The following is a 23,158-nucleotide window of genomic DNA, read 5'->3' on the forward strand; positions in this document are numbered from 1 at the left end:
GTAACAATCAATAATCCATGACGTGTTACAAGAATATCTAAAATTAAACAAAAATGTTCTCATAGCATTTGCAGCATCAATAATTATCTCAGCTGTTATTGCTCAAATTTTATCTGATCAAGCTGATTTCCTTAATACTACATATACTACAATTGCAGATTATGTAATTTATTTTTCAGTTTTTAGCAGTTTGTTTTATTTTGATAATAGAAAAAAGTATCAATTAGAATCTGGAAAAACAGATACTGTAAAACTTAAACATGATCTAAAAAAATTAATTACCTCGCTAGGAATTGCTGAAGTTGTTTATACTGTAGTTAGATGGGTCTTACAATATTATTTCTTGACAATAAATTATGATCCATATTTGGCCTCAATTGCATCACAAGGAATGTCTACAATTATTTACATGGTAGTTCTAAATTTGAGTGTGAAGATTACAAGGTTGTATAAAGATGGGAATTAGCATTTACGTTGATGGTTCTGGTGGAGCAAAAAGTGGATACGGTTATTTTGTAAAAGAAACTGGGGAATCCTTTTATGAAAAAAAACCTAATCTAACAAACAATCAGGCTGAATATTTGGCAATAATTTCTGCATTAAACAAGTACGTTGATTCAAACGAAGAAATTATTATTTACAGTGATTCAAAAAATACCGTAAATCAACTAAACCACGAATTTGCAATAAATAATGAAGAATTAAGAAATCTAGCACGAGAAGCATGGGGACTCGTTGGGAAATTTTCTAATTTATCAATTGTTTGGGTTCCCAGAAAAGAGAATTTGGCAGGAAAAATGCTGGGAAGCTAAATACTAGAGATCAGAAATTTCCAAGAATAACTTTATTATACAAAATCTCAGATTGAACTTAACATGGTAGAATCTGTTATCTTATCGCCAAAATCTATTGCAGTAATTGGTGCATCTGATAAAAGAGGAAGTGTCGGTGCTACAATCACATCGAATATTATGAATGGCTTCAAAGGAATAGTTTATCCAATTAGCCCATCTAGAGATACGGTATTTTACAAAAAAGCATACAAGTCTGTTTTAGATGTTCCAAAACTAATTGATCTTGCAGTAATTGTAATTAAAAATACATTGGTTGCAGATGTGTTAGAAGAATGTGGAAAGAAAAAAGTCAAAGGCGTCATCATTATCACAGCAGGTTTCAAAGAAGTTGATGAAGAAGGAGCTAAACGTGAACAAGAAATTAAAGATATAGCTAAAAAATACAAAATCCAAATCATTGGACCTAACTGTCTTGGTGTCATGAATCTTGATCCAAAGACAATGATGAATTCTACTTTTCTCAAAGTCACACCAAAGTCTGGAAAAATTGCACTCATATCACAAAGTGGTGCAATATGTGCAGCACTAGTTGAAGATGCCAGTGCTCAAGGAATTGGTTTCTCAGCAGTAGTTAGTCTTGGAAACAAAGCTGTAATGAGTGAAGTTGACATTTTAAAAATTCTTGCAAATCACAAACAAACCAAAGTTATTGTAATGTATCTTGAAGACATGGGAGACGGTCAAGAATTTCTTAAAGTTTGTAAAAATATTACTAAAAAACTCAAAAAACCAGTCCTTGTACTCAAATCAGGACGTAGTCCAGAAGGTGCAAAGGCTGCAATGTCTCATACTGGAGCCTTGATGGGTTCAGATGAAATCTATGACGCTTTACTGAAACAATCTGGCGCTATCCGAGTTGATACTATGGAGGAACTCTTTGATTATGCAACTGCATTTTCTAAACAACCACTTCCAACAGCAGGTGGTTTAGTTATTGTATCAAATGCGGGAGGACCTGCAATTATTTCCACCGATGCCTGTTCTAAATCAAAAATTAGAATGGCCAAAATTGATAGTATTCGTCCAAAGATAGATGAAGTAATTCCTCCATGGGGAAGCTCTAGAAACCCTGTCGATATTGTCGGTGATGCTGATTTTAATAGATTCCACAATGTTTTGGATCGTGTACTCAAACATCCAAAGGTAGGATCTGTTATTACTATGTGTACACCGTCAGGAACTTTGAATTATGATAAGCTAGCAGAAGTAATTGTTACAATGTCAAAGAAATACAAAAAGACAATGCTTGCAAGCTTGATGGGATTAGATGAAGGCATTACAAATAGGGAAATTTTAGCAAAAGGCGATGTTCCTTATTACAACTATGCTGAAGGAGCAATTAGAACTTTGGCTGCAATGATAAAGTTTGCAATTTGGGTAAATACCAAAGAAGGAAAAATTACAAAATTCAAAGTAAACAAAGCAAAAGCAAAAGCAATTTTTGACAAGGTAAAAAAAGAAAAGAGACCAAACCTTTTAGAAGAAGAAGGGCAAGAAGTTCTCAAAGCATATGGTTTGCCTTTGCCACAAAGTGCACTTGCTAAAAATGAAATAGAGGCAGTAAAGATTGCAAAGAAGATTGGTTACCCAGTTGTAATGAAAATTGCATCTCCGCAAATTATTCACAAATCTGATGCTGGTGGTGTTAAAGTAAATTTGACAAATGATTCTGAAATCAAAGATGCATACAAAACAATTATCAAAAATGCTAAAAAATACAACAGTAAAGCTGAGATCAAAGGCGTTCTGATTGTGGAGATGGTAAAAGGTGGCAAAGAACTCATCATAGGCTCAAAACTTGAACCTGGATTTGGCCCTGTCATCATGCTTGGAATGGGAGGAATCTATGTTGAAGTTCTCAAAGATGTCACATTCAAACTTGCACCTGTAACTGATCTAGAAGCTAATGACATGATTGCATCAATTAAGACTCAAAAATTGCTACAAGGCGTAAGAGGTGAAAAGCCATCTGATATTGCAAAACTTTCTGAATGTATTCAGAGATTGTCACAACTAGTTTCAGACTTTAAAGAGATCAAAGAATTAGACATGAACCCAGTTCTTGTAATGGAGAAAGGCAAAGGCTGTAAAATTCTTGATGTCCGAATAGGACTCTGATCGCAATTCATTCCTAAAATTATCTTGTACTGATTTAGATTATTATACAACATCAAATTGAATAATACTACATGGCTAATGTCTTGAAAACCATTAGAACAGGTGATGACTATATTGAGAGCCTTAGAGGACGCGATCTCAAAATTTACCTCTTTGGAGAATTAGTTAAAGAACCAGTCGATCATCCAATGATTAGGCCATCAATTAATGCTGTTGCAGAAACTTATGATCTTGCAGTACGTGAAGAAGCATTAGCATCTGCTGATTCATCACTTACTGGATTGAGAGTTAACAGATTTTTACATATTGCAGAGAGTGCAGAAGATTTAGTTTTGCAAAATAAAATGCAGAGAAAACTTGGACAGAACACAGGAACATGTTTCCAAAGATGTGTTGGAATGGATGCAATGAATGCTTTACACTCTACTACATTTGAAATTGATGAAAAACATGGAACTGATTATCATAAACGATTCTTGGAATTTGTAAAGATGGTTCAAAAAGAAAATTTGGTGATAGGTGGTGCCATGACTGATCCTAAAGGAGATAGAAGTAAAGGTCCTTCAGAACAAGATGATCCTGATTTATTCACAAGAATTGTAAAAACTGATGAAAACGGAGTTTATGTTTCAGGTGCTAAAGCTCATCAAACTGGATGTATCAACTCACACTGGATTCTTTTAATGCCAACTATTAGACTAACAGAAGCTGACAAAGACTGGGCAATTGTTGGAGCAATTCCTGCAGATGCAAAAGGAGTCACTTACATTTACGGTAGACAATCTTGTGACACAAGAAGTATGGAAGAAGGTGACATTGATGACGGCAATGCGAAGTTTGGTGGACAAGAAGCCTTGATTATTTTAGATAGTGTGTTTATTCCGTGGGATAAAGTTTTCATGAATGGCGAATTTGAATTTGCATCTATGCTTGTAGAACGTTTTACTTGTTATCACAGACGTAGTTACGTATGCAAAACAGGCCTAGGTGATGTATTGATTGGAGCAGCGGCAACAATTGCTGATTACAACGGAGTCCCTAACGTATCTCATATCAAAGACAAAATTATTGAGATGACTCATCTTAATGAAACAATTTTTGCAGCAGGTATTGCATCATCTCATCAAGGACACAAGATGAAATCCGGTGTTTATCTAAATGAGGATATGCTTGCACAAGTTTGCAAGCATAATGTTACACGATTCCCATATGAAATTAGTAGATTAGCACAAGATATTGCTGGCGGTCTAGTTGTTACATTACCATCTGAAAAAGACTTTAGACATCCGGAAGCAGGCCCACTACTCAGAAAGTATCTTGCTGGAAGAAAGGGAGCTGATGTTGAAAATAGGATGAGAATTTTGAGATTAATTGAAAATATGACTTTGGGAAGAAATGCAGTTGGGTATCTTACAGAATCTATGCATGGAGCAGGCTCACCACAAGCACAAAGAATCCAAATTCAGAGACAAATGCAAGTAGGGTACAAAAAGAACCTGGCCAAAAACTTGGCAGGAATCACAAATGATGTTGAAGAGCCAAAAGAATCATCTGATTACTTTGACCGTGTTTTCAAAACTAAAGATTCTATTCTTTAGAAACTATTTCAAATTTTCACTGATTTAAAATTGAGAAAATTTTTTTCAAAATAACTTGTAATTTTTCTTACTGACAGGATTTTAAATACTAAACAATCTTGTCTTGATTAATGACTTTTTCAAAAACAAAATTTCGAAAACCACTTCTAATACTTCCAGTATTACTTGCAATTGGCTTCATGTTTGCAACACCGATGATTATGGATGCAGCAGCAGCTAAAGGTGGCAATGGTAATGGCAATGGTAATGGCAATGGTAATGGCAATGGTAATGGTGGAAATGATCAAACATCCATCCCTAGCAATGCACTAATTCCAGACGTCACACCAGGAATTCCAAAACATCTTCAAATTCATAATCAGCAACAAAAAGAATTTTTAAGATTTACCAATGTTTGGGCTAATCTTGGACCTGGCACTTTAGAGTTCCAACCGCTATTTCCAGATCCTAATGCTAATGAAGGAACAACCCAAGATTCTTTTCAAAATCTGTATGATGATGAAGGAAACTTTGGACTAACAGATCAAAATGTTTGGAGCGAAACTGTAAGTCAATTCATTTTCCATGAAACACATAATCATTGGCACATTGATAATGTGGGAGAATTTTCAGTTCGAGTTGATGACAATGGTGTTCCAGGAGAAATAGCACCTGGTGCTTCATCAATTAAAGTTGGATTCTGTATTACTAATGTCTTCAAGTATAATGGTGATGAATCCCCAACATCTCAAAGAATCTATTGGGATTGTGAAGTAGGATTACAAGGAATTCAACCTGGTTGGGTAGATCAATACCATCAATCAGTTGAAGGAAATGAAATCAACATCTCCAAAGTTCCAAATGGAACTTATTATCTAGTGCACAAATGGAATCCAGCAAATGCATTTGTCGATGGTGATAATACCAACGACGAATCTTGGATGAAATTTGAACTAACAGATGATGGAAAAGGAAATCGAAAAATCATTGAAATTGAAGGATTCGCTCCTGAATGTCAAGCAGATGGTTCAACTCCAGGAATCTGTGGTGACATTAACAAGAACTCTTAGTTCTTTTTTCTTTTATTTTTTATTTGATAGATTACACTAGCTGGTATTCCAACATACATTCCCAAATTCATCAATATCACACCAATTCCGTATCCCAGCACTTCAGAATCTGTTTCTGCATATGACATTACAGATAGTGAAGATAGTAGTGGTGTGATTGAAAGTTTCACAGCTTCTTTGAAAAGAGGATTTTCTCTCTCCAAATCGGCAATTGTTGGTGAAAATGAATAGTACAGTTGGTTAAATCCGCTCATAAATGACATTCCAGATTCTGTACTCACCAACTGGTTGTCTCTGATCTCTCTTAGGAATTGAACTTGTGGTGCCATTTCAGAACCATATGTTGCAGTAGCAATAAGACAGCCACCGCCTTCAGAATTATCAATCTCTTCTGTTGACAAGGAATCTTCTATCTCAGTGATTATTGGTTTATCTTCTTCCTTGCTTGATTCTTCTGTATTTGTTTTTTCTAATTCTTTTTGTTGCTGAGTGATTTCTTGAGGAATTTCTTTGATGTTTACAGATTTTGTATCTACTTTACCTGTTTCTGCCTCTGCAGCACTTTCTTGAATTTCTAAACCATAGTATATTCTACTTTGCTCAATTAGTTTTTGATATCTGTCTGGCTCTGAATATAGCCACAAATCATCGTTGTATAAATTTCCACATATCCTTGATTCAATAGAATGATGATGATGTTCAAAAAAATCATTTCCCATAAAATAATACAGTTGATAATTTTCTTCACACCATTCTATCCCATTCAACGTCAAGCCTGCAGTATCCCGAAATGGAGTTTGTGCGTAGGCAGAACCAACCAAAAATAATATTGAAAAAACAAGAAAATATTTCAATTAGAAATTTTATTTTCTGCTACTTGATAAATAATACTATTCTTGAAACTAATGATTCCTCAGGATCCTTTTTTAGTAATTTTGACGTAACTATACTACCAAGCAAAGCAGGACGATCTATTGCTCTTGTCATAATCCGCATATGTGAACCTGTTTGCCTGAAAATTTAGTATTCTTTTTCTTTTTTCTTTGGATTTTCATCTGATTCTGTTTTCTTATCTTTTATGGCATCTTCTATATCTTCAAATTTGTCTTCAACCACTTGTGTTTTTGCAACATCTTCAATCTTATCAGTATCATCTAATTCTCCCACATTTTCTGTTTTTTCTACATGTTCTGAATATTCTGAATCTTTTTCTATTTTATTGATATTTGACAACTCATCAATAGTATTAGGATTAACTGCATCTAATGGATCTGTAAATGCGAGTTCTTTCTCATTTTTCTTTTTTACAAATTGCTTTACTATCATTATCCCAATAACTACTGCAATTATGACATAGTTGATTGGAGGCTTTAGCAATTGTGTGATGTATCCTACTTGAGGCAAAGTATATGCTACTTTACCTATGTATTCTTCTTGAGTAATTGGAAAGTCAGTACCTGGAATTGATCCGGGATTTGCATCTCCTTTAGTTCTAATTGTTTTAGGATCATCATCCATAATTGATGCAACTCTGTGCACAATTACTCTATTGTGATCTGATGGTCGATTAAACACAATGATATCGCCTACTTCAATATCTTCAAAAGGTTCATGACCTGAAACTATCAGCACATCATATACTTCTAAAACTGGAATCATACTCCCACTAGCTACTACATAAAATGGATTTTGTGTTCCAAATGCAACTTGAAGGCCAATCCAAATTACCAAAACCCCTACTGCGACAATTACGATGTCTTTTACTACTCCTTTAGGGATTGATTTTTTTGCCAATTATATTATCGCCTATAGTATCATTGATTAAATTTACTAGCTATCAGATTTTACTTCCACAGTCTTCACAAAATTTGGATCCTTCTTTGTTTCCAAATCCACAGTTAGAGCATTTTCCTGGCTGAGATACAACTTGAGGATTTCCTAAAAGAACAACTTGGCCAATTTTTTTGATGTTACTCCAAGGTATGCTGCCTTCTGTTCCATCTTCCTTAGTAATTACTAAGACCATTGATTGTGTAGAATCAATCCCAACTTGTTTTGCAGTTCCAATTTTGTTTGCATTTTCATCAAATACCACTTTTCCTTCAATTGATGTAACTGAAGTTACCGGACCTGGTTGTGTTACAGCTGGTTGAACTGTTGTGGATTCTGTCACTTGTTGTGTAACAGTTTCTGGTTGTGCACTTTGAACTTGAGGTTCTAATGGTTTTGCAACTCCAACTGCTCCTGCCTCATCTTGTTTCTTAAAATCTCTATATTCAGCAATTGAAGCATTACATGAATTACAAATGTATTGACCTCGTTCTGCAAGAATTAGATTTTCTGCAACTTCTTCATTTGGATTTTCAAACTCAATTTTTGGAGGACCTTCAAATTCTTTTTCACAAGTATTGCAAAAATGTTTAGTAATGGTACTTGCATCCAGTCTTCCGATTGGTGCCAAAAATAGATCAGGACCTCCTAGATTTCCTTTCATTTGTTGTTCATCAGTAACGGTAGCCATGATGTAGCCTCCAGATCCTCTTAATTTTTTAAGTCTAAGTTCAGAACTCATATTTGAGATTTACCAAAACGTCATTTAAGTATATATCAAAATTAATTTTCCAACAAAAAATACGGTGTTAATTCTGGTGAACGTTTTTAGGTATGTGCAATAAAATAATCTTAGAATGGCTGTAACACAAATTTCAGATGCAAAATCATGGGAAGTAGATGTAATAAATTCTGACATTCCTGTTTTTGTAGACTTTTGGGCCGAATGGTGTGGTCCATGTAGAATGGTAGGTCCAGTAGTTGAAGAACTGGCAGCTGACTATGATGGCAAAGTAAAATTTGTCAAGGTTAATGTTGATGAGGCCAATGAATTGGCATCAAAATATAATGTATTTAGCATTCCAACTTTAATCCTCCTCAACAAAGGCGAAATAGTTAGCCAACAAGTAGGTGCAGCATCTAAAGAATCATACCAAAGTATGATTGATAGAGCACTTGCATAAATTCAAACACGTTTTTTCCTCTTTTTTGATCCTAAAGTAATTAATATTCCAAAAATTGACTGAGATTATGTCATTTGGTGAAGTGGATACACTCAACATGCTCTTTGACAAACTACAGAGTTTGTTTGATGAATCTCAGGGATACTATGAATCATTTCTAGATACAAACAACATGTACAAGAAAGGCATGCTTAGTGACAAAGAATTCTTTCAAAAATTAGGCGATTACACAGTTGCATATTCTGCATTAGAATTTCTAGCTATCAAAGTAATTTTTGAATTAAAAAAATCCGTAGGTTCTGGTTCTGGAAACACGCAATCTCCTGGTTTAATGCCTGGAATGGGCCAACCTGGAATGATGGCCAGTGGAATGGGACAACCAAGAGCAGGAACCGCTGGAAACCCAGTAGGCGGAGGTCCCCCAGGAATTGTTTCTGCACAAGAAGCATTTGGAGATGTTGGAACTCTACCATCACCTGATCCTGCATTGATGCCAAGACAAATGGCACCACAACAAAGTGGAAATGGATGTTCTTCATGTGGTTCACCACTTAGAGCAAACGCAAAGTTTTGCACAAAGTGTGGCGCTAAAGCATAAAATTTCTAAATTAAAAAATTATTTTTATTGTGTTGTTCCGCATTCTGGACAAAATTTTGCAGTAGATGAAAGACTATTGCCACATTCAGCACAAAAGTTTCCATCTGGGATTTTTTCATTGAATGCATTTCCAATCAGTGATGAACTTTTCACTGCACCTGATGGCACATATGTCTCATCATCAATTAAGACTGGTTCAAAGTCTTGTTCTATCAAATATGTCATCATTCTTGGAATTCCTTTACCTTCGTTTTTTGGATCTGGTACTGAATCTCCTAACCAAAATGCAAATCTCATTAAAGTTAATTCTGGAGTAGAGAATGCCAAAGTGTGCTTTGACATGTAATCTTGTGCAGCTTTTTTGCCGTCAAAAACTTCCATAAAAACAGTATTTTTCATTTATGTATAATAGTTTCTGGAAAAGTGGACCGGGAGGGAATCGCACCCTCGACATCCTCGTTGCGAACGAGGCATTATACTCCTAAACCACCGGCCCTCAGAATACTCTTTTGTGTTGTTCTTTTATGCATTTTCTAAAAAAGTGACTAAATTCTCTAGTTCTTACTAGTGAATTGAGAGATTTTAAAATAACAGACCGCCAAAAACTTGTGCAAGAACTGCAATAATTCCTATTACCAAAAGTTTTATCCCTAATTTCATTTAATCTACTATCTTTTTTTAATTATTCTGTGTTTCTCTGACTACTCCCACCTATAATTTTCTCAACGCATAATAGCCTGCATTTCATAAAACTTTCGGATGACGTATGACACTGTAATTGCTGATTCACATGTGATCCTTCCTCAAGGAATGATTGAGAAAAATATTCTCATAGATGAGGGAAAAATTGTCGGATTCACAACTGATGTTCCTGCATGTGATAATAAAATCAACGGTGCAGGCCTTGTTTCAATTCCAGGACCGATTGACACTCATGTTCACTATGGAGTTTATTCTCCAATTAACGAAGCTGCAAAAACTGAATCTCATGCTGCAGCAATTGGTGGAATTACTACAATGATGCGAATGCTTCGACTAGGTGATCCGTTTACAAATTCATTACAATCCCAACTTGATGCAGCATCTGAGAACCATTATGTTGATTATGCAATACATGCTTCAATTTTTACACCACAACAAATCAATGAGATGAATTATTGTATTGAAAAAGGAATCACATCTTTTAAAATTTACATGAATCTTGGAGGAGAAGTAGGCCATGTATACATGGACATGCCACCAAATTCTTCTACTCTAGTTGATGCCCAAGTCAATGTAACTAATGAACTAGTTGAACAAACAGTAAAGGCAGCAGCAGAACTTGGTTGTCCAGTTTTAGTTCATGCAGAAGACTATGAGTCATGTGGGTGTGGAATTAAAACTGCAAAAGAAAAAAATCAAGATGGGTTAGCAGCATGGTCTTCTAGCCGTTCATCTGAATTTGAAGCCAAAGCTATCAAGACAATATCCAAATTTGGACGAGACTATGATTGTGTGATCTACTTTGTTCATATTGGTTCTAAAGGTGCACTGGAGCAAATTGAAGAAGAGAAAAAACTGGGAACAAAAATCTTTGTAGAAACATGTCCTCATTACTTGACATTATCTTATGAAAATCAATCTGGATATCTTGCCAAAGTTATGCCACCCATTAGAACTGAAGACGATCGTAAAGCAATATGGACTGCATTATCAAATAATCAAATCGATACTATAGGCACTGATCATGTTGCAAATCAACTCAAACTCAAACTAGATGGTGATAATGTGTGGAGTGCACTTGCAGGATTCCCTGGAATAGGTACAGTAATTCCAATTTTACTTAATGACGGTGTAAATCAAAAGAAGATTTCACTGGAGCAGTTTGTACGCTTTACAAGTCAAAACGCTGCCCAAATTTTTGGAATGTATCCACAAAAAGGAACTCTTGAAAAAGATTCTGATGCTGATATAACGATAATTGATTTGAAAAAAGAAAAAACTGTAACTTCGGATTTGTTTGGTGGATTCTCTGACTATATTGTATATGAAGGGCGAAATCTAACGGGATGGCCTGTTAAAACAATAGTTAGAGGAGAACTAGTTGCTGAGAACTTTGAAGTCATTGGGAAACTTGGTCATGGTAAACTAGTAGATAGAAAAATTAATTTATTCTCAAAATAAAATCTGATTATTTACGATTAGTTTTTAAAAGAAAAACACTATTTTATCTTATTGAATTTTTATTTCCTTTTCCTCTTTATCTTGACTCTTACAATCACTTTTAGTCCTACATTTTTAGAAAATTCATTTGCTCAAGAAATGACACCGCATCAACAGTGGAAGAAATTTGCAGATCTTGAAATGATAACTTGTAAATCTGGATATTTACTGTTACAGAAAAGTAATGGAAATCCTACATGTGTGATGCCATCTACGTATTTGAAATTAATTGATAGAGGATACGGAATTCATAATCAACCTATGATGGATAAACGTCCAGAAATGATGACTAATTTAATGAATAGCATGGCATCAAATGAAAAATTAATGAATCACTGGCATGAAATGATGCAAAAAAACCCTACAATTATGCAAAATACAATGAGTGATTGGGTTTCTCAAATGAAAAAAAATCCTGAATTACTAAAAAACATGTTAGCTCCAATGACTAATGATCCTGAATTACGAGAAAAAATGATTGATACGATGAGAAATCATTCACATATGGAAACCTATCTTAAGTCACATTCTATGTGGATGGATTCAATTCATCAACCAATGATGGGCTCTGGAATGGGGCAAGGAATGCATGCATGTCAATGGTGTCCTAACTATGAACATCATTCAATGGATTCACTTGTGGGGAGTTCACATTCAATGACAATGTCAACTTCTGATAAAACTATGGACATGATTCATCATATCTGGATTAATTCTGAGATAACTAAAGACATGCATACAATGATGTTAGAAGACCCATCTCATATGGCAACGATGTCAAACCAAATGATGGAACCTATGCTTAATGCTATTATGGATGATGTTGATTTACGAGAAGAAATGATAGAATTAATGTTACAGCATCAAGATTTCATGAATTCAATAAGACATGAGAATCTTGATACAGAACATTGATGTATAAATTAAAAAGGATATTTCAAGTGTTTTAATTGGCAAAAATTGAAATTGAGAAAAAATACTGTACTGCAATAAATGACTTAATCATTTATCTAAAAAATTCAAAATTCCTAACTGATGACTGTGTAGAGTCTGCATTGAGAAATATTCCAAGACATGAGTTTGTTCCAGAATCAGAATTAGAATATGCATATGACAATGAACCTTTACCAATCATGAAAAACCAAACCATCTCCCAACCTGGAGTTGTAACTAGAATGACTGAATGGTTGGATGTCAAAAATGGCCAAAATATTCTAGAAATTGGTACGGGCTCTGGTTGGCAAAGTGCAATTCTTTCTTATCTAGTTGGAGCAGGCACTGTCTATTCAATTGAAAGACATCCAGAACTAGTAAAATTTGCGCAAAGAAATCTAAAAAAATTGAATATAGATAACGTTCATGTAATTTTAGGTGATGGCACTCTTGGATATTCACAAGCATCACCTTATGATCGAATAATAATTACTGCTGCATGTCCTGAAATTCCTTTACCTCTAATAGATCAACTAAAAGAAAATGGGCTCATACTTGCACCTGTAGGTGACTCTTCTCAGTCATTGGTCCTGTTACAAAAAACATCTAAAGGAATGATGGAAATTAAAAAGCAATCAAAATATGTTTTTGTTCCTCTAGTTGGAAAATTTAGTAACAAATAGAATTTTAAAGAATATCAAATTTGCCGTTTTCTTTGGCTTTGTAGATCATATCTGGCTTTCTAAGGAATATTCCTGATTCTAAAACTCCTGGAATTTGTTTAATTTGTTGGGATAATGCTTTAGGATTTTTTATTGTTCCAAAATTACAATCTAAAATTATGTTTCCATTTTCTGTAAAGAATGGATAACCTCTATCAAGTGAACGAATTTGTGTTTCTCCTCCCAATTTTTTAATTGATTTTGTTACAGAGTTTCTAGCTAGTGGGTGAATTTCAACTGGAACTGTTCTTGTAAAATTCTTTACAAATTTTGTCTTATCTGCCATCACTATGACTTTTTTTGCAAGACTAAACAAAATATTTTCTCGCAATAGTGCGCCACCTCCACCTTTGATTACATATTTTTGTGAATCAATTTGATCTGCACCATCAAATACAATGTCAATATGTTCTACTTGATCAGCTTCTACTAGTGGAATGCCGCCTTTTTCTGCAATTAATTTGATTTGTAATGATGTTGGAACTCCTCGTATATTGTATTCTTTTAGTTTGATTAATGTTGATAGTGATTTTACAAGCGAGGTAGCTGCTCGTCCACTGCCTAATCCGATAACGTAATCATCTTTAACAAATTTTAACGCATCACTTGATAATGCCTTTATGGCATCATCGTAGGTCAATTACTCTACCTCTGCTTGATCCAGTTTTGATAATACTCTCATGATGTCGCCTTTGATTTTATCTAAATCATCTGCATCCTCATCAAAGTCATCATCTAATGTAACTGGTTTTTCTTTAATTGGTTCTGGAAGTGCTTTGTGTTCTGTAATCTTTGCAACTTCTTTGTTTAGGTCTGGTTTAGTCTCAAAGTTAATTTCTGGTTTAGGAGTTACGGATTGGATGATTTCCATTTTATCTTCAACATTTGGCTTTGACTGTATGATTTCTTGAACAATCTCATCTTTTGGTTTGATTGTCTCTGTTGGAATTACTCTTGGTTGTGGCATTGGTTTTACAACTTGTTTTGACTCGTTTTCAAATAATGGGAATTTTGGTTCTGTTCTTGAAATGTTTGTTAGAGTTGTTAATTCAAATGATTGCTTTGATTTTGTTGGAGGAATAACAATTGAATCCGTTTTACTTTCTTTTGGTTTATCAAAGTTAAACACGTTTGACATCTTTTGTTTTGTTTCTTGTTTTACTTCTGGGATGCTCTCTTTTGGTGTTTCAATTTTGGCACTTAACATCTTTGATGATAACTCATACAATCTATCATCTAGTTTTGATAATTTTTGATCCATTAATGTGATCAAACCATCACCGACTGGACCCAAGTCTGGATGATGACTTGCCTGCTCAAGTTTTTCTAGTTTAGCTAAAACTATTCCTAATTGGTGTTGATACTTTAGTAACAATTTGTCTTTTTGAATTTTAGAAAATTCTGAATCTGCTTGGTATAATCTTGAAATGGTTTTAGTTAGAATGTCTTTTTCAATTTTTAATGAACTGATTTGACTTTTGATATGTGAGCTGGCACCAAGACTAAGTAATTGATTTTTGTCTCTTGGCATTTTACGTACTGCAGCTGCTGTAGCAACACCTGCTAATGAACTAAGAATTAAAACAATTTCTTGCATCTATGTATACCATTTAATCCAGGAATACTTTCTGCGTTTAGCCTCTGGAAATCCACAACTTGCACATTGGTGATGACGTTTGTGAAGTGAGTTCTTACCGCATCTTCTGCATCTAATGTGAACTTTCTTCTTTGTAAAACCACCCATAGAAGTTGTGCCTTTCGTCATTGCAAATCACCTAATTTTGTGCTGGTGGGGGAGATATCATTACTACATTATCTCCTCTAACTACAATGCTTCCGAGACTAGTAGAATCGCCTTCAGCGGGAATTTCCTCTGAAGAATCGAGTAGCAGGTTCATGTGTTGGTCAAAACCTAAAAGAGTACCTCTAATGGTCTTGTTTCCTTTGAGTTTTATCAATACAACTTGATTGATACTCTCATCCAATACTTTTACTGCCATATCAACGGACATCAATAATCACTTATTGACATGGATATCAAGGCGTTATATTAAATTTCCATTGGTGAAACTATGAGCTACGCCCAGTGAGGCAAGTTTGACACTTTTTTCCGAGATTTTTAATGATTTCATCCAAAATTTCTTGTCCTTCCTTCTTTGTAGCTTTTCTTGGATCACCCCAAATGCCATTTTTGGTAGCTTTGGGAAATGATTGATTTGCTAGTTTTCCAAGTTCAATGATTTCTTGTCTTGTCATTCCATCTGTGTCTAGTCCTTTCTTTGCCAAGTTCATTTTGACATTTTTTGAAATTGCTAGCATTAGTGATGTTTCTACAAATCCTGCGTGATCAAAATCTCTTTCCATAAAATGCCAGTAGGACAATGGAAATACTTGCAGTTTGTTTTTTGAGATTTTTTTGAGTTTGACATCTAAATTCTTTATTGGTTTTAGATTTCCATGATGGCCATTAATTATGAAAATTGTCTTGATGTTATTTGATAGTAGTGAGGCGCATAAATCAGTTAGAATGGTTCGTAGAGTTGATTCTCTTACACTCAAATTAAAAAATGGTGCATGTTCAAATGATACTCCATAGTTTATTGTAGGTAGTAAAAGATATTTGTATTTCTCTGAGATCTTTTTTGCAATTTCAGTTACAATATCTGAATCAGTTGATATTGGCAAGTGAGCACCATGTTGCTCAATTGAACCTACTGGAATGACTGCTACTTGTTTTTTGTTAGAAACTAATTTTCTTAAATTAGGATCAAACTGTGTTTTGATATTTACCATTTAATTCACTTTGATTTAATGTGAACTTTTCTCCAGCGAACCTCAAGTTTATTTTCTAAATGCATCTTCATTGCTTTTAGCAACGTGTCTGCTTCAAGTTTCTGTCCTTTAGATTTCATTTGTTCTAACGTATCGCTTGGATCCACTTTGAAAGAGTCTTGGAATATTATTGGCCCCTGATCCAAGTTTTCAGTTACATAGTGAGACGTAACACCCACAATCTTTGTACCTCTTTCAAATGCTTGTTCATATGCAGAGGCTCCTGGAAATGCTGGAAGTAATGATGGATGGATGTTAATTATTCTATTTGGATATCTCCAAACAAAATTTGGACTGAGAATTCTCATGTATCTTGCAAGTGAGATCAAATCAATATCGTATTTTTTACATATTTCAATAATTTTTTTTTCAGCTTCGACTTGTATTTTGTCTTCTACCAAAACAAATGGAATTTTTGCCTTTTTTGCTAATGGCTCTAATGTTTTTTCAGTGCCGACAATTACTGAAATTTTACCTTTGAGTGATTTTGCATTTGCAAGAATTGTTTGCAGGCAAATTGGTTCTTTAGTCACTAACACTGCAATGTTTTTCTGTGAATTTGTTTCATGATGTGTGCTGACATCCATCTTTTCATTTTTAGCTAAATTTTGAATGTCTGAATCAAATTTCTTTACATCCATTGTTTTTGAAAATGATGCTTCTAGATACATGCCAAACAGGCCTTTGATTACATTTTGATTTACTTTCTCAATGTTTCCGCCCTTAGAAAATGCAAAATTTGTAAATGTAGCTACAATTCCCTCTCTGTCTTTGCCGACTACTGTAATTCCAACTACTGTCTTTTTCATGACTTGTTTGCTGAAGATTTTCTCATTATTAATCATTCACAGAAATCTAGGAGATGCGGGAGGTGGGATTTGAACCCACGAAATCCTAAGATATAGGGTCCTAAGCCCTACGCCTTTGACCAGGCTGGGCGACTCCCGCAACGGATTTGCCATTAAACACAAATTTATCTATTATTGCAGAGTATTGTGGCGAAATTTTTTGGAACAAATGGAATTCGTGGAGTCTTTTCTGAAGACTTTACACTGGAATTTGTTCACGATATGACACTTGCAATTGGAACATACTTTGGCAAAGGCCCTATCTTAATTGGATATGATGGACGAGAATCCAGTCCTGCTATATGTAAAGTAGTAAGTTCTGCTCTTAATTCAATAGGAGTTGATTGCAATGTTGCAGGAATTGTTCCAACACCGTGTTTGGAATTTGCAGTGAAAAGTTTAGGATATTCTGGCGGATTTATGATTACGGCATCACACAATCCTCCTCAATACAATGGAATCAAACCGTGTGCAAAAGACGGTGTTGAGATTTCACGTGAAGATGAACTAGTCATTGAAAATATTTACTTGGAAAAAAACTGGCTAGGAAAACCTGCAAAATGGGGAACTACAGGGACAGAAAACAGAACGATTGAAACATATCTTAAAGGAATCATTTCACATATTGATTCTAAACTAATAGAATCAAAACATTTCAAAGTTGTTTTAGATTTAGGCAATGGTGCACAATCTGTATCTGCTCCAAATTTTTGTGAACTGCTTGATTGTGAAACATTTCTGATAAATCAAAAGATTGATGGTACGTTTCCAGGACGTGGATCAGAACCAACACCACAAAATCTTTCTGAACTCTCAAAAACTGTAAGGGAAAATAATGCAGATGTTGGAATAGCATTTGATGGTGACGGTGATCGAAGTATTTTTTGTGATAACAATGGAGATATTCTTACTGGTGACAAGTCTGCACTTGTACTTGCACGACACATTTTAAAGAAAAATCCAAACTCTTTGGTTGTAACTTGTTTGAATTCTGGTTCTAACATTGAAGTTTTAGCTGAAAGATTTGACTCTAAAGTAATTAGAACCAAAGTAGGAAGTGTAGAGGTTTCAAGAAAAATGGTTCCAACTGATGCGCTAATTGGATTTGAAGAGAATGGTGGTTTCATGTACGGTAAACATAATCAGGTAAGGGACGGATGCATGACCTTGGCTTTGATGCTTGACTTGCTGGCAACCTCTGGAAAACCACTCACTGAAGAAATTGCGAGTTTGCCTCCTTCATTTACTACCAAAGACAAGATGCCATGTTCTGCTGAAAAAGTCCCAAAACTAATCTCTTTACTTAGAGAGGAATTTCCAAATTCTGATATTTCTGATGGTATCAAGATTACCATTGATCCTAAAAGTTGGGTAATGATCAGACCCAGTGGAACTGAACCCATTGTTAGAATCTATGCCGAATCTGAAAGTCAGGAGAAATTAGATGCTTTGATGTCTGAATATCTTGCAAAAGTCAATTCTATTATTTCCAGATAACACTTTTAAAACCAAACACATCGATGGATAGAATGGAGAATGAACCCCTAGGGTGACGAAGTATGGGAAAATCATATTATGTTAAATTTGAGACGCCAGAAGACCTCGTTGGTCCAATCTTAGAAGCCGTAAGAGTAGCATCTACTAGCGGTAAAGTCAAGAAAGGAACAAACGAAGCAACAAAGGCAATTGAACGTGGTACTAGTAAACTAATTGTAATAGCTGAAGATGTTGAACCACCAGAGGTAGTAGCCCATCTTCCAATTCTATGTGAGGAACAAGGTGCAGCATATGCATTTGTACCAAGCAAAGAGGAGTTAGGCAAATCATTAGGTATTGATATTACTTCTGCCGCTGCAGCAATTTTGGATGCAGGTGATGCACAACACATTGTAGACCAAGTTGTATCATCGATAGCTAAAATTAAAGGCGGTAAGACTGAAGAATGAGTCAAAACGCTGAAGAAGTAGTTCAGTCTGAAATTATTCAAATTGTTGGTAGAACTGGCATTGCTGGTGAAGTAATTCAAGTTAGAGTTAAAGTTCTTACTGGTAAGGATAAAGGTAGAATTCTTACAAGAAATGTAAAAGGTTCTGTTAGAATGGGAGAAATTCTTATGCTAAGAGAAACTGAGAGAGAAGCAAAGAAAATTCATTAGGTGATATGATATGAGTCTTTTAGTTAAACCATGTAATTTCTGTGATAGACCAGTTGCAAAAGGATCTGGTACTATGCTTGCTAAAAATGATGGAACAGTTCTATGGTTTTGTTCTTCAAAATGCAAAAAGAATGGTCTAGTCCTAAAACGTGATCCAAGAAAACTAAAGTGGACCAAAAAATACGTTAAAGGCGGAATTAGAAAGAAGTAGAATTGACTGAACAATCATTATTCATTGTAAAGCCGGATGCCGTAGCTAGAAATCTAGTTGGCGAGGTTGTAACAAGATTTGAAAGGAAAGGATTCAAACTTTTGAAACTAAAGATGTTTACATTCACTCAAGCACAAGCTGAAAATTTCTATGGTGTTCACAAAGACAAACCATTCTTTGGTGAGCTAACATCATTTATCACATCAGGACCTGTTGTAGCTGCTATCATTGAAGGAAACAATGCAATTGCAACTACAAGAATTATGATTGGTGCAACAAAATCATTTGAGGCAGACCCTGGTTCTATCAGAGGAGACTTTGGATTGGGATTTAGTGAAAATATTATTCACGCATCGGATTCACAAGAAAGTTTTGATCACGAATCGAGGGTAGCATTTGAGTGATCTGATTTGCATATTCGTCAGCCCATAGTGGCAGTTCTTGGTCACGTAGACTCTGGAAAAACATCTCTCTTGGACAGAATTCGTGGTACGGGTGTTCAGGGAAGAGAAGCTGGTGGAATTACTCAACACATAGGTGCAAGTTTTCTTCCGACTGAGACAATTAAAGAAATGTGTGGTCCTCTATACAAAAAACTAGAACAATCCGAAAATAAAGTTCCTGGACTATTGGTAATTGATACACCAGGGCACGAAGTGTTTACAAATCTTCGTTCTAGAGGGGGATCTGCTGCTGATATTGCAATACTGGTAGTTGATGTTAATCGTGGATTTCAACCACAAACAAATGAAAGTCTGAAAATTTTACAAAGTAGAAAAGTACCCTTTGTTGTAGCGCTAAACAAATGTGATCAAATATCTGGATGGCGAAAGTCTGATACGAAATTCATCAGCCAATCAATCAAGGAGCAAGATGCATCAATTCAAGCTGATTTGGATCAAAAAGTGTATGATGTTGTGGGAACTTTGTCCATTTTGGGATACAAATCAGAAGCATTCTACCGTGTACAGGACTTTAAATCAGAAATTGCTATAGTTCCAATCTCTGCTCGTTCTGGAGTTGGTATCCCTGAATTACTCAGTGTTTTAGTTGGTTTGACACAACAGTATCTGCAAAACAGATTGAATCAAGATGAAAAAGAACCACGTGGAATTGTACTTGAAGTAAAAGATGAGATTGGGTTGGGCCAAACTGCAAATGTAATACTCATTGACGGTATCATAAAAAAAGAAAACAGCATCGTTGTTGCAAAACGTGATGGCGTAATAGTTACAAAACCTAAGGCATTACTTTTACCAAAACCTCTTGATGAAATGCGTGATCCTCGTGATAAATTCAAACCTGTTTCTCAAGTGGAAGCAGCAGCTGGATTCAAAATTGCATCACCTGATCTTGAGGGGGTTCTTCCAGGAAGTACTCTTTATGTTGCAACAAATAATGAGGAGATTGCAAAATATACTAAACTCATAGAGTCTGAGATGAAATCTGTATTTGTTGATACGGAAACTAATGGAGTTATTCTAAAATGCGATACCATAGGCTCACTTGAGGCCATAATGGAGATGCTAAAGCGCTCTCAAGTCCCTGTTGCAAAAGCTGACATTGGCCCTGTAACTAGACGAGATGTAATTGAAGCCAAAGCTATCAAAGAAAAAGACCGACATCTGGGAGTTGTTTTGGCATTTAATGTCAAATTGTTAGAAGATGCGCAAGATGAATCAGAAACAAGTCACATCAAATTGTTTGAGGACAAAGTAATTTACAGCTTAATTGACAACTATAACGCCTGGGTTGAGGAAGATTCTGCAAATGAAGAAGATGCAATGTTTGCAGAGCTGACACCAATTTCAAAATTTACATTCATGAAAGGAATGGTGTTTAGAAATAACAATCCTGCGGTATTTGGCGTTCGTGTTGATGTTGGAAATCTAAAACACAAAATTCCATTTATGAATATGGCAGGACACAAAGTAGGATACATACATCAACTGCAACTGGACAAAAAAACTGTATCTTCTGCAAAAGCAGGAGACGAGGTGGCATGTTCTGTAAAAGATGTTACAATTGGAAGACAAATCTTTGAGGAAGAAGTATACTATACATTCCCGCCATCACACGAGGCAAAACAAATTCTTCAGAAATTCATGCACAAGCTAAGTCCAGAAGAGCAGGAAGTGTTCAACGATATAGTACGAATTCAAAGAGAGATTGAACCCGTATACGGTTACTAGATTAAAAAAATAAAAAAGAAAAAAGATTGATGTTATCTTTTATGCTTCTACTGGTGGTTCTGGTTCAGCAACTACATTTCTTGCTAAACAATCTTCAACTGTGAACTCATCAGAGATTTTTTCATCAAAGCTTTCACCGTCAGTGTGTTTTCCAACATGTGCTTTCTCAGCATTTCCATTGATATTGATTACTTTCCATTCTGCTGGAGTTACTGTTTCTTCTCCAGTTACTGGATCAATCTCAATCTCTTCTTCTGCAAAGTGACAAACATCAATTTTGTCCATCTTTACAGCCATAGCTGGAGAAAGAGCGCCCATTCCCAAAATTACTGCAAACATTGCAATTGCAGCGATTGTAAATGTTGTTTTCATTAAACAATCATACTGTCTAGTGATGATATCCTTGATGCTGTATGTACTGAACAAATTTTAAAAAACAAACTGAGAATAAATGAAACAAAAAGATTCTAAATGAAAAAAATGATTCTAATTGAAATCATATTCTAATTGTGGCTTGTTCGTTGACTCTTTCATCTCACTAGAGCCGTTTGATGCTCTTTTGTTGATTCTTGAGAGAACTCTATTTGCAATTTCATTCCCATGCTCTGATCGTAAATGTTTCATCATGCTAGTACGAACTCTTCCAAACCTTTGCTTGTCTGAAATTATTGCATCCTCACATGCAAGTTCAGATAATGCCTGCTTGTCCAAATCAATCTTTCCCGCCTTTCTCGTCACATTACTATAATTTTTTTAAAGAAATATCGTTAGTTGTGCAATTTGACTACAAAAAAAATGTCTTATTTGGAATGTTTTTTACAAATCATATGAATTCCAGGGGCGCCTACTGCTCCCATCATTTTATCTACAATTTGTCCTGACTTGAACATGATAAATGTGGGAATTGATTGCACTGCAAACTTCATTGATATGTTTTGATTACTATCTACATTGACTCGAGCAAATTTCACATTTGGATATGTCTTTGAGAGACTCTCAAATATTGGATGCATTGATTTACAGGGACCACACCATTCTGCCCAAAAATCAACCAGAGTTGGATTCTCAGCAGATATTATTTGATCAAAATTAGAGTCATTCAAATCAATGATTCCAGGCTCAATTTTGACTTCTGGTTTTGGTTTGAGCATCTCTTCCATCTTTTTTTGCATAATTTTTGCAATTTCTGGATCTTCAGACAATGTTCTTAAAAATTCAGTTCTACTAAAAAATCTATGTTGAGGATTGTTTCTGTTCATCTATAGATTTTACTGGAATTGATTCAAATCTTCTAGATTTACAAATTGGGCACTGATCAATATATCTAGTAAAACTAACTGAAGTATATGCAATTCCACATTCTCCACAAATTCTAAGATTTCTACCAAGTTTACCCATTGTTTACTAAAAAAACTATTGTGATTAAAACTTAGCTTTTAATTTATCACCAGAATTGCCACCAAGGCTTTACTGATGGTTTCTCCACAATTGTGCATACTCCATCGATTAGTTTTGTCCCAGTACCACAAATACCAAACTTTTTCTCTTTAACAACTGGCTCTTCTAATCCAACTGCCTGATAGATGGAATCATACTCTGCAAAGTTCTCATCAAACCATTTCTTGTAGGTTGCCTCGTTGTTGTATCTGTCAACATAGCTCTGCGGATCTTTTGTTTCATCAACAAAGGATGCTGGAATAAGTAATGGCTCTTCTAATCCAACTGCCTGATAGATGGAATCATACTCTGCAAAGTTCTCATCAAACCATTTCTTGTAGGTTGCCTCGTTGTTGTATCTGTCAACATAGCTCTGCGGATCTTTTGTTTCATCA

At 35.1% G+C, this 23,158-nt stretch carries 30 protein-coding genes, 2 tRNA genes and 1 pseudogene; 16 read left to right on the top strand and 17 right to left on the bottom strand.

Annotated features, from left to right (window positions below; all coding sequences use genetic code 11):
• Window positions 1-22 precede the first annotated feature (22 nt).
• From ACW9XH_RS00790 to ACW9XH_RS00810, 5 genes are all read left to right on the top strand, one after another.
• Window positions 23-466 (top strand): hypothetical protein, encoded by a 444-nt coding sequence (locus ACW9XH_RS00790; RefSeq protein ID WP_457758751.1) that lies wholly within the window; start codon window positions 23-25, stop codon window positions 464-466.
• Window positions 456-812 carry a reverse transcriptase-like protein gene (locus ACW9XH_RS00795; RefSeq protein WP_457758752.1) on the top strand — a complete coding sequence of 119 codons (357 nt, stop codon included), beginning with the start codon at window positions 456-458 and terminating at the stop codon, window positions 810-812. The genes ACW9XH_RS00790 and ACW9XH_RS00795 overlap by 11 nt, the downstream gene beginning before the upstream one ends.
• A 63-nt stretch (window positions 813-875) precedes the next feature.
• Complete coding sequence (locus ACW9XH_RS00800) at window positions 876-2,972, top strand: 4-hydroxybutyrate--CoA ligase (protein WP_457758753.1); 2,097 nt, start codon at window positions 876-878, stop codon at window positions 2,970-2,972.
• Between the two features lie 71 nt (window positions 2,973-3,043).
• Window positions 3,044-4,570 (top strand): 4-hydroxyphenylacetate 3-hydroxylase family protein, encoded by a 1,527-nt coding sequence (locus tag ACW9XH_RS00805; RefSeq protein ID WP_457758754.1) that lies wholly within the window; start codon window positions 3,044-3,046, stop codon window positions 4,568-4,570.
• A 110-nt stretch (window positions 4,571-4,680) separates the two neighbouring features.
• Window positions 4,681-5,619, top strand: coding sequence for a lysyl oxidase family protein (locus ACW9XH_RS00810; RefSeq protein ID WP_457758755.1), 939 nt, complete (start codon window positions 4,681-4,683; stop codon window positions 5,617-5,619).
• Here the strand turns inward: ACW9XH_RS00810 and ACW9XH_RS00815 are convergent.
• From ACW9XH_RS00815 to ACW9XH_RS00825, 3 genes are all read right to left on the bottom strand, one after another.
• Window positions 5,616-6,440, bottom strand: a complete 825-nt coding sequence (locus ACW9XH_RS00815) for a CFI-box-CTERM domain-containing protein (protein WP_457758756.1) — start codon at window positions 6,438-6,440, stop codon at window positions 5,616-5,618. The two genes, ACW9XH_RS00810 and ACW9XH_RS00815, sit on opposite strands and share 4 nt — an antisense overlap.
• Window positions 6,441-6,639: 199 nt before the next feature.
• On the bottom strand, window positions 6,640-7,413 hold the full coding sequence (locus ACW9XH_RS00820) for a signal peptidase I (protein ID WP_457758757.1): 774 nt from the start codon (window positions 7,411-7,413) through the stop codon (window positions 6,640-6,642).
• A 43-nt stretch (window positions 7,414-7,456) separates the two neighbouring features.
• On the bottom strand, window positions 7,457-8,191 hold the full coding sequence (locus tag ACW9XH_RS00825) for a hypothetical protein (protein WP_457758758.1): 735 nt from the start codon (window positions 8,189-8,191) through the stop codon (window positions 7,457-7,459).
• A gap of 115 nt (window positions 8,192-8,306) precedes the next feature.
• On the opposite strand from ACW9XH_RS00825, the gene trxA (ACW9XH_RS00830) reads away from it, so the two are divergent.
• The gene (gene trxA / locus ACW9XH_RS00830) at window positions 8,307-8,633 is read left to right on the top strand and encodes a thioredoxin (RefSeq protein ID WP_179362930.1); all 327 of its coding nucleotides are present in this window, start codon (window positions 8,307-8,309) and stop codon (window positions 8,631-8,633) included.
• Window positions 8,634-8,700: 67 nt separating this feature from the next.
• On the top strand, window positions 8,701-9,231 hold the full coding sequence (locus tag ACW9XH_RS00835) for a zinc ribbon domain-containing protein (RefSeq protein WP_457758759.1): 531 nt from the start codon (window positions 8,701-8,703) through the stop codon (window positions 9,229-9,231).
• A 24-nt stretch (window positions 9,232-9,255) separates the two neighbouring features.
• Here ACW9XH_RS00835 and ACW9XH_RS00840 read toward each other — a convergent pair whose 3' ends face one another.
• Both ACW9XH_RS00840 and ACW9XH_RS00845 read right to left on the bottom strand, forming a co-directional pair.
• A complete protein-coding gene (locus tag ACW9XH_RS00840) occupies window positions 9,256-9,612 on the bottom strand; it encodes a zinc-ribbon domain-containing protein (RefSeq protein ID WP_457758760.1) in 357 nt (118 codons plus the stop codon).
• Between the two features lie 43 nt (window positions 9,613-9,655).
• Window positions 9,656-9,727 (bottom strand) — tRNA-Ala (locus tag ACW9XH_RS00845).
• 263 nt (window positions 9,728-9,990) lie between these two features.
• Here ACW9XH_RS00845 and ACW9XH_RS00850 point away from each other — a divergent pair.
• From ACW9XH_RS00850 to ACW9XH_RS00860, 3 genes are all read left to right on the top strand, one after another.
• Entirely contained in the window at window positions 9,991-11,394 is a 1,404-nt protein-coding gene (locus tag ACW9XH_RS00850; protein WP_457758761.1) for a dihydroorotase, read from the top strand.
• A gap of 81 nt (window positions 11,395-11,475) precedes the next feature.
• Window positions 11,476-12,348 (top strand): hypothetical protein, encoded by an 873-nt coding sequence (locus ACW9XH_RS00855; RefSeq protein ID WP_457758762.1) that lies wholly within the window; start codon window positions 11,476-11,478, stop codon window positions 12,346-12,348.
• 35 nt (window positions 12,349-12,383) lie between these two features.
• On the top strand, window positions 12,384-13,049 hold the full coding sequence (locus tag ACW9XH_RS00860) for a protein-L-isoaspartate(D-aspartate) O-methyltransferase (RefSeq protein ID WP_457758763.1): 666 nt from the start codon (window positions 12,384-12,386) through the stop codon (window positions 13,047-13,049).
• 4 nt (window positions 13,050-13,053) lie between these two features.
• On the opposite strand, the gene rpiA is transcribed toward ACW9XH_RS00860, so the two are convergent.
• The 7 genes from rpiA to ACW9XH_RS00895 all read right to left on the bottom strand — a co-directional run bounded on the left by rpiA (window position 13,054) and on the right by ACW9XH_RS00895 (window position 16,868).
• A complete protein-coding gene (rpiA, locus tag ACW9XH_RS00865) occupies window positions 13,054-13,728 on the bottom strand; it encodes a ribose-5-phosphate isomerase RpiA (protein ID WP_457758764.1) in 675 nt (224 codons plus the stop codon).
• Window positions 13,729-14,685 (bottom strand): hypothetical protein, encoded by a 957-nt coding sequence (locus tag ACW9XH_RS00870; protein ID WP_457758765.1) that lies wholly within the window; start codon window positions 14,683-14,685, stop codon window positions 13,729-13,731. It lies immediately after the preceding gene.
• Window positions 14,686-14,853, bottom strand: a complete 168-nt coding sequence (locus ACW9XH_RS00875) for a 50S ribosomal protein L37e (protein ID WP_008297772.1) — start codon at window positions 14,851-14,853, stop codon at window positions 14,686-14,688.
• Between the two features lie 10 nt (window positions 14,854-14,863).
• On the bottom strand, window positions 14,864-15,100 hold the full coding sequence (locus tag ACW9XH_RS00880) for an LSm family protein (RefSeq protein WP_457758766.1): 237 nt from the start codon (window positions 15,098-15,100) through the stop codon (window positions 14,864-14,866).
• Window positions 15,101-15,158: 58 nt separating this feature from the next.
• The gene (locus ACW9XH_RS00885) at window positions 15,159-15,881 is read right to left on the bottom strand and encodes a creatininase family protein (RefSeq protein ID WP_457758767.1); all 723 of its coding nucleotides are present in this window, start codon (window positions 15,879-15,881) and stop codon (window positions 15,159-15,161) included.
• Between the two features lie 5 nt (window positions 15,882-15,886).
• Window positions 15,887-16,729, bottom strand: coding sequence for a formyltetrahydrofolate deformylase (locus ACW9XH_RS00890; protein WP_457758768.1), 843 nt, complete (start codon window positions 16,727-16,729; stop codon window positions 15,887-15,889).
• 54 nt (window positions 16,730-16,783) lie between these two features.
• Window positions 16,784-16,868 (bottom strand) — tRNA-Leu (locus ACW9XH_RS00895).
• A gap of 47 nt (window positions 16,869-16,915) precedes the next feature.
• Here ACW9XH_RS00895 and glmM point away from each other — a divergent pair.
• From glmM to infB, 6 genes are all read left to right on the top strand, one after another.
• On the top strand, window positions 16,916-18,265 hold the full coding sequence (gene glmM, locus ACW9XH_RS00900) for a phosphoglucosamine mutase (RefSeq protein ID WP_457758769.1): 1,350 nt from the start codon (window positions 16,916-16,918) through the stop codon (window positions 18,263-18,265).
• 62 nt (window positions 18,266-18,327) lie between these two features.
• Window positions 18,328-18,714, top strand: a complete 387-nt coding sequence (rpl7ae, locus tag ACW9XH_RS00905; protein ID WP_457758770.1) for a 50S ribosomal protein L7Ae — start codon at window positions 18,328-18,330, stop codon at window positions 18,712-18,714.
• Entirely contained in the window at window positions 18,711-18,923 is a 213-nt protein-coding gene (locus ACW9XH_RS00910; RefSeq protein WP_179362942.1) for a 30S ribosomal protein S28e, read from the top strand. Before rpl7ae ends, ACW9XH_RS00910 begins: the two co-directional genes overlap by 4 nt.
• A 10-nt stretch (window positions 18,924-18,933) precedes the next feature.
• Window positions 18,934-19,134 carry a 50S ribosomal protein L24e gene (locus ACW9XH_RS00915; protein WP_457758771.1) on the top strand — a complete coding sequence of 67 codons (201 nt, stop codon included), beginning with the start codon at window positions 18,934-18,936 and terminating at the stop codon, window positions 19,132-19,134.
• 2 nt (window positions 19,135-19,136) lie between these two features.
• A complete protein-coding gene (ndk, locus tag ACW9XH_RS00920; protein ID WP_457758772.1) occupies window positions 19,137-19,538 on the top strand; it encodes a nucleoside-diphosphate kinase in 402 nt (133 codons plus the stop codon).
• Between the two features lie 6 nt (window positions 19,539-19,544).
• Entirely contained in the window at window positions 19,545-21,326 is a 1,782-nt protein-coding gene (infB, locus tag ACW9XH_RS00925) for a translation initiation factor IF-2 (protein WP_457758773.1), read from the top strand.
• A gap of 39 nt (window positions 21,327-21,365) precedes the next feature.
• Here infB and ACW9XH_RS00930 read toward each other — a convergent pair whose 3' ends face one another.
• The 5 genes and pseudogenes from ACW9XH_RS00930 to ACW9XH_RS00950 all read right to left on the bottom strand — a co-directional run.
• Window positions 21,366-21,698, bottom strand: a complete 333-nt coding sequence (locus ACW9XH_RS00930) for a hypothetical protein (protein ID WP_457758774.1) — start codon at window positions 21,696-21,698, stop codon at window positions 21,366-21,368.
• 114 nt (window positions 21,699-21,812) lie between these two features.
• On the bottom strand, window positions 21,813-22,037 hold the full coding sequence (locus ACW9XH_RS00935; protein WP_457758775.1) for a hypothetical protein: 225 nt from the start codon (window positions 22,035-22,037) through the stop codon (window positions 21,813-21,815).
• Window positions 22,038-22,126: 89 nt separating this feature from the next.
• Window positions 22,127-22,528, bottom strand: a complete 402-nt coding sequence (trxA, locus tag ACW9XH_RS00940) for a thioredoxin (RefSeq protein ID WP_457758776.1) — start codon at window positions 22,526-22,528, stop codon at window positions 22,127-22,129.
• A gap of 31 nt (window positions 22,529-22,559) precedes the next feature.
• Window positions 22,560-22,724, bottom strand: coding sequence for a hypothetical protein (locus ACW9XH_RS00945; RefSeq protein ID WP_457758777.1), 165 nt, complete (start codon window positions 22,722-22,724; stop codon window positions 22,560-22,562).
• Window positions 22,725-22,770: 46 nt separating this feature from the next.
• Window positions 22,771-23,158 (bottom strand): annotated as a pseudogene (locus ACW9XH_RS00950) (fibronectin type III domain-containing protein); the annotation flags it as partial.

This window comes from Candidatus Nitrosopumilus sp. bin_32a (assembly GCF_054095935.1).

Coding starts and splice junctions, on each gene's coding strand:
- ACW9XH_RS00795 (WP_457758752.1), top strand. CDS start 456: ATGGGAATTAGCATTTACGTTGATGGTTCTGGTGGAGCAAAAAGTGGA.
- ACW9XH_RS00800 (WP_457758753.1), top strand. CDS start 876: ATGGTAGAATCTGTTATCTTATCGCCAAAATCTATTGCAGTAATTGGT.
- ACW9XH_RS00805 (WP_457758754.1), top strand. CDS start 3,044: ATGGCTAATGTCTTGAAAACCATTAGAACAGGTGATGACTATATTGAG.
- ACW9XH_RS00810 (WP_457758755.1), top strand. CDS start 4,681: ATGACTTTTTCAAAAACAAAATTTCGAAAACCACTTCTAATACTTCCA.
- ACW9XH_RS00825 (WP_457758758.1), bottom strand. CDS start 8,191: ATGAGTTCTGAACTTAGACTTAAAAAATTAAGAGGATCTGGAGGCTAC.
- trxA (WP_179362930.1), top strand. CDS start 8,307: ATGGCTGTAACACAAATTTCAGATGCAAAATCATGGGAAGTAGATGTA.
- ACW9XH_RS00835 (WP_457758759.1), top strand. CDS start 8,701: ATGTCATTTGGTGAAGTGGATACACTCAACATGCTCTTTGACAAACTA.
- ACW9XH_RS00840 (WP_457758760.1), bottom strand. CDS start 9,612: ATGGAAGTTTTTGACGGCAAAAAAGCTGCACAAGATTACATGTCAAAG.
- ACW9XH_RS00850 (WP_457758761.1), top strand. CDS start 9,991: ATGACGTATGACACTGTAATTGCTGATTCACATGTGATCCTTCCTCAA.
- ACW9XH_RS00870 (WP_457758765.1), bottom strand. CDS start 14,685: ATGCAAGAAATTGTTTTAATTCTTAGTTCATTAGCAGGTGTTGCTACA.
- ACW9XH_RS00875 (WP_008297772.1), bottom strand. CDS start 14,853: ATGACGAAAGGCACAACTTCTATGGGTGGTTTTACAAAGAAGAAAGTT.
- ACW9XH_RS00880 (WP_457758766.1), bottom strand. CDS start 15,100: ATGTCCGTTGATATGGCAGTAAAAGTATTGGATGAGAGTATCAATCAA.
- ACW9XH_RS00885 (WP_457758767.1), bottom strand. CDS start 15,881: ATGGTAAATATCAAAACACAGTTTGATCCTAATTTAAGAAAATTAGTT.
- ACW9XH_RS00890 (WP_457758768.1), bottom strand. CDS start 16,729: ATGAAAAAGACAGTAGTTGGAATTACAGTAGTCGGCAAAGACAGAGAG.
- rpl7ae (WP_457758770.1), top strand. CDS start 18,328: ATGGGAAAATCATATTATGTTAAATTTGAGACGCCAGAAGACCTCGTT.
- ACW9XH_RS00910 (WP_179362942.1), top strand. CDS start 18,711: ATGAGTCAAAACGCTGAAGAAGTAGTTCAGTCTGAAATTATTCAAATT.
- ACW9XH_RS00915 (WP_457758771.1), top strand. CDS start 18,934: ATGAGTCTTTTAGTTAAACCATGTAATTTCTGTGATAGACCAGTTGCA.
- ACW9XH_RS00930 (WP_457758774.1), bottom strand. CDS start 21,698: ATGAAAACAACATTTACAATCGCTGCAATTGCAATGTTTGCAGTAATT.
- ACW9XH_RS00945 (WP_457758777.1), bottom strand. CDS start 22,724: ATGGGTAAACTTGGTAGAAATCTTAGAATTTGTGGAGAATGTGGAATT.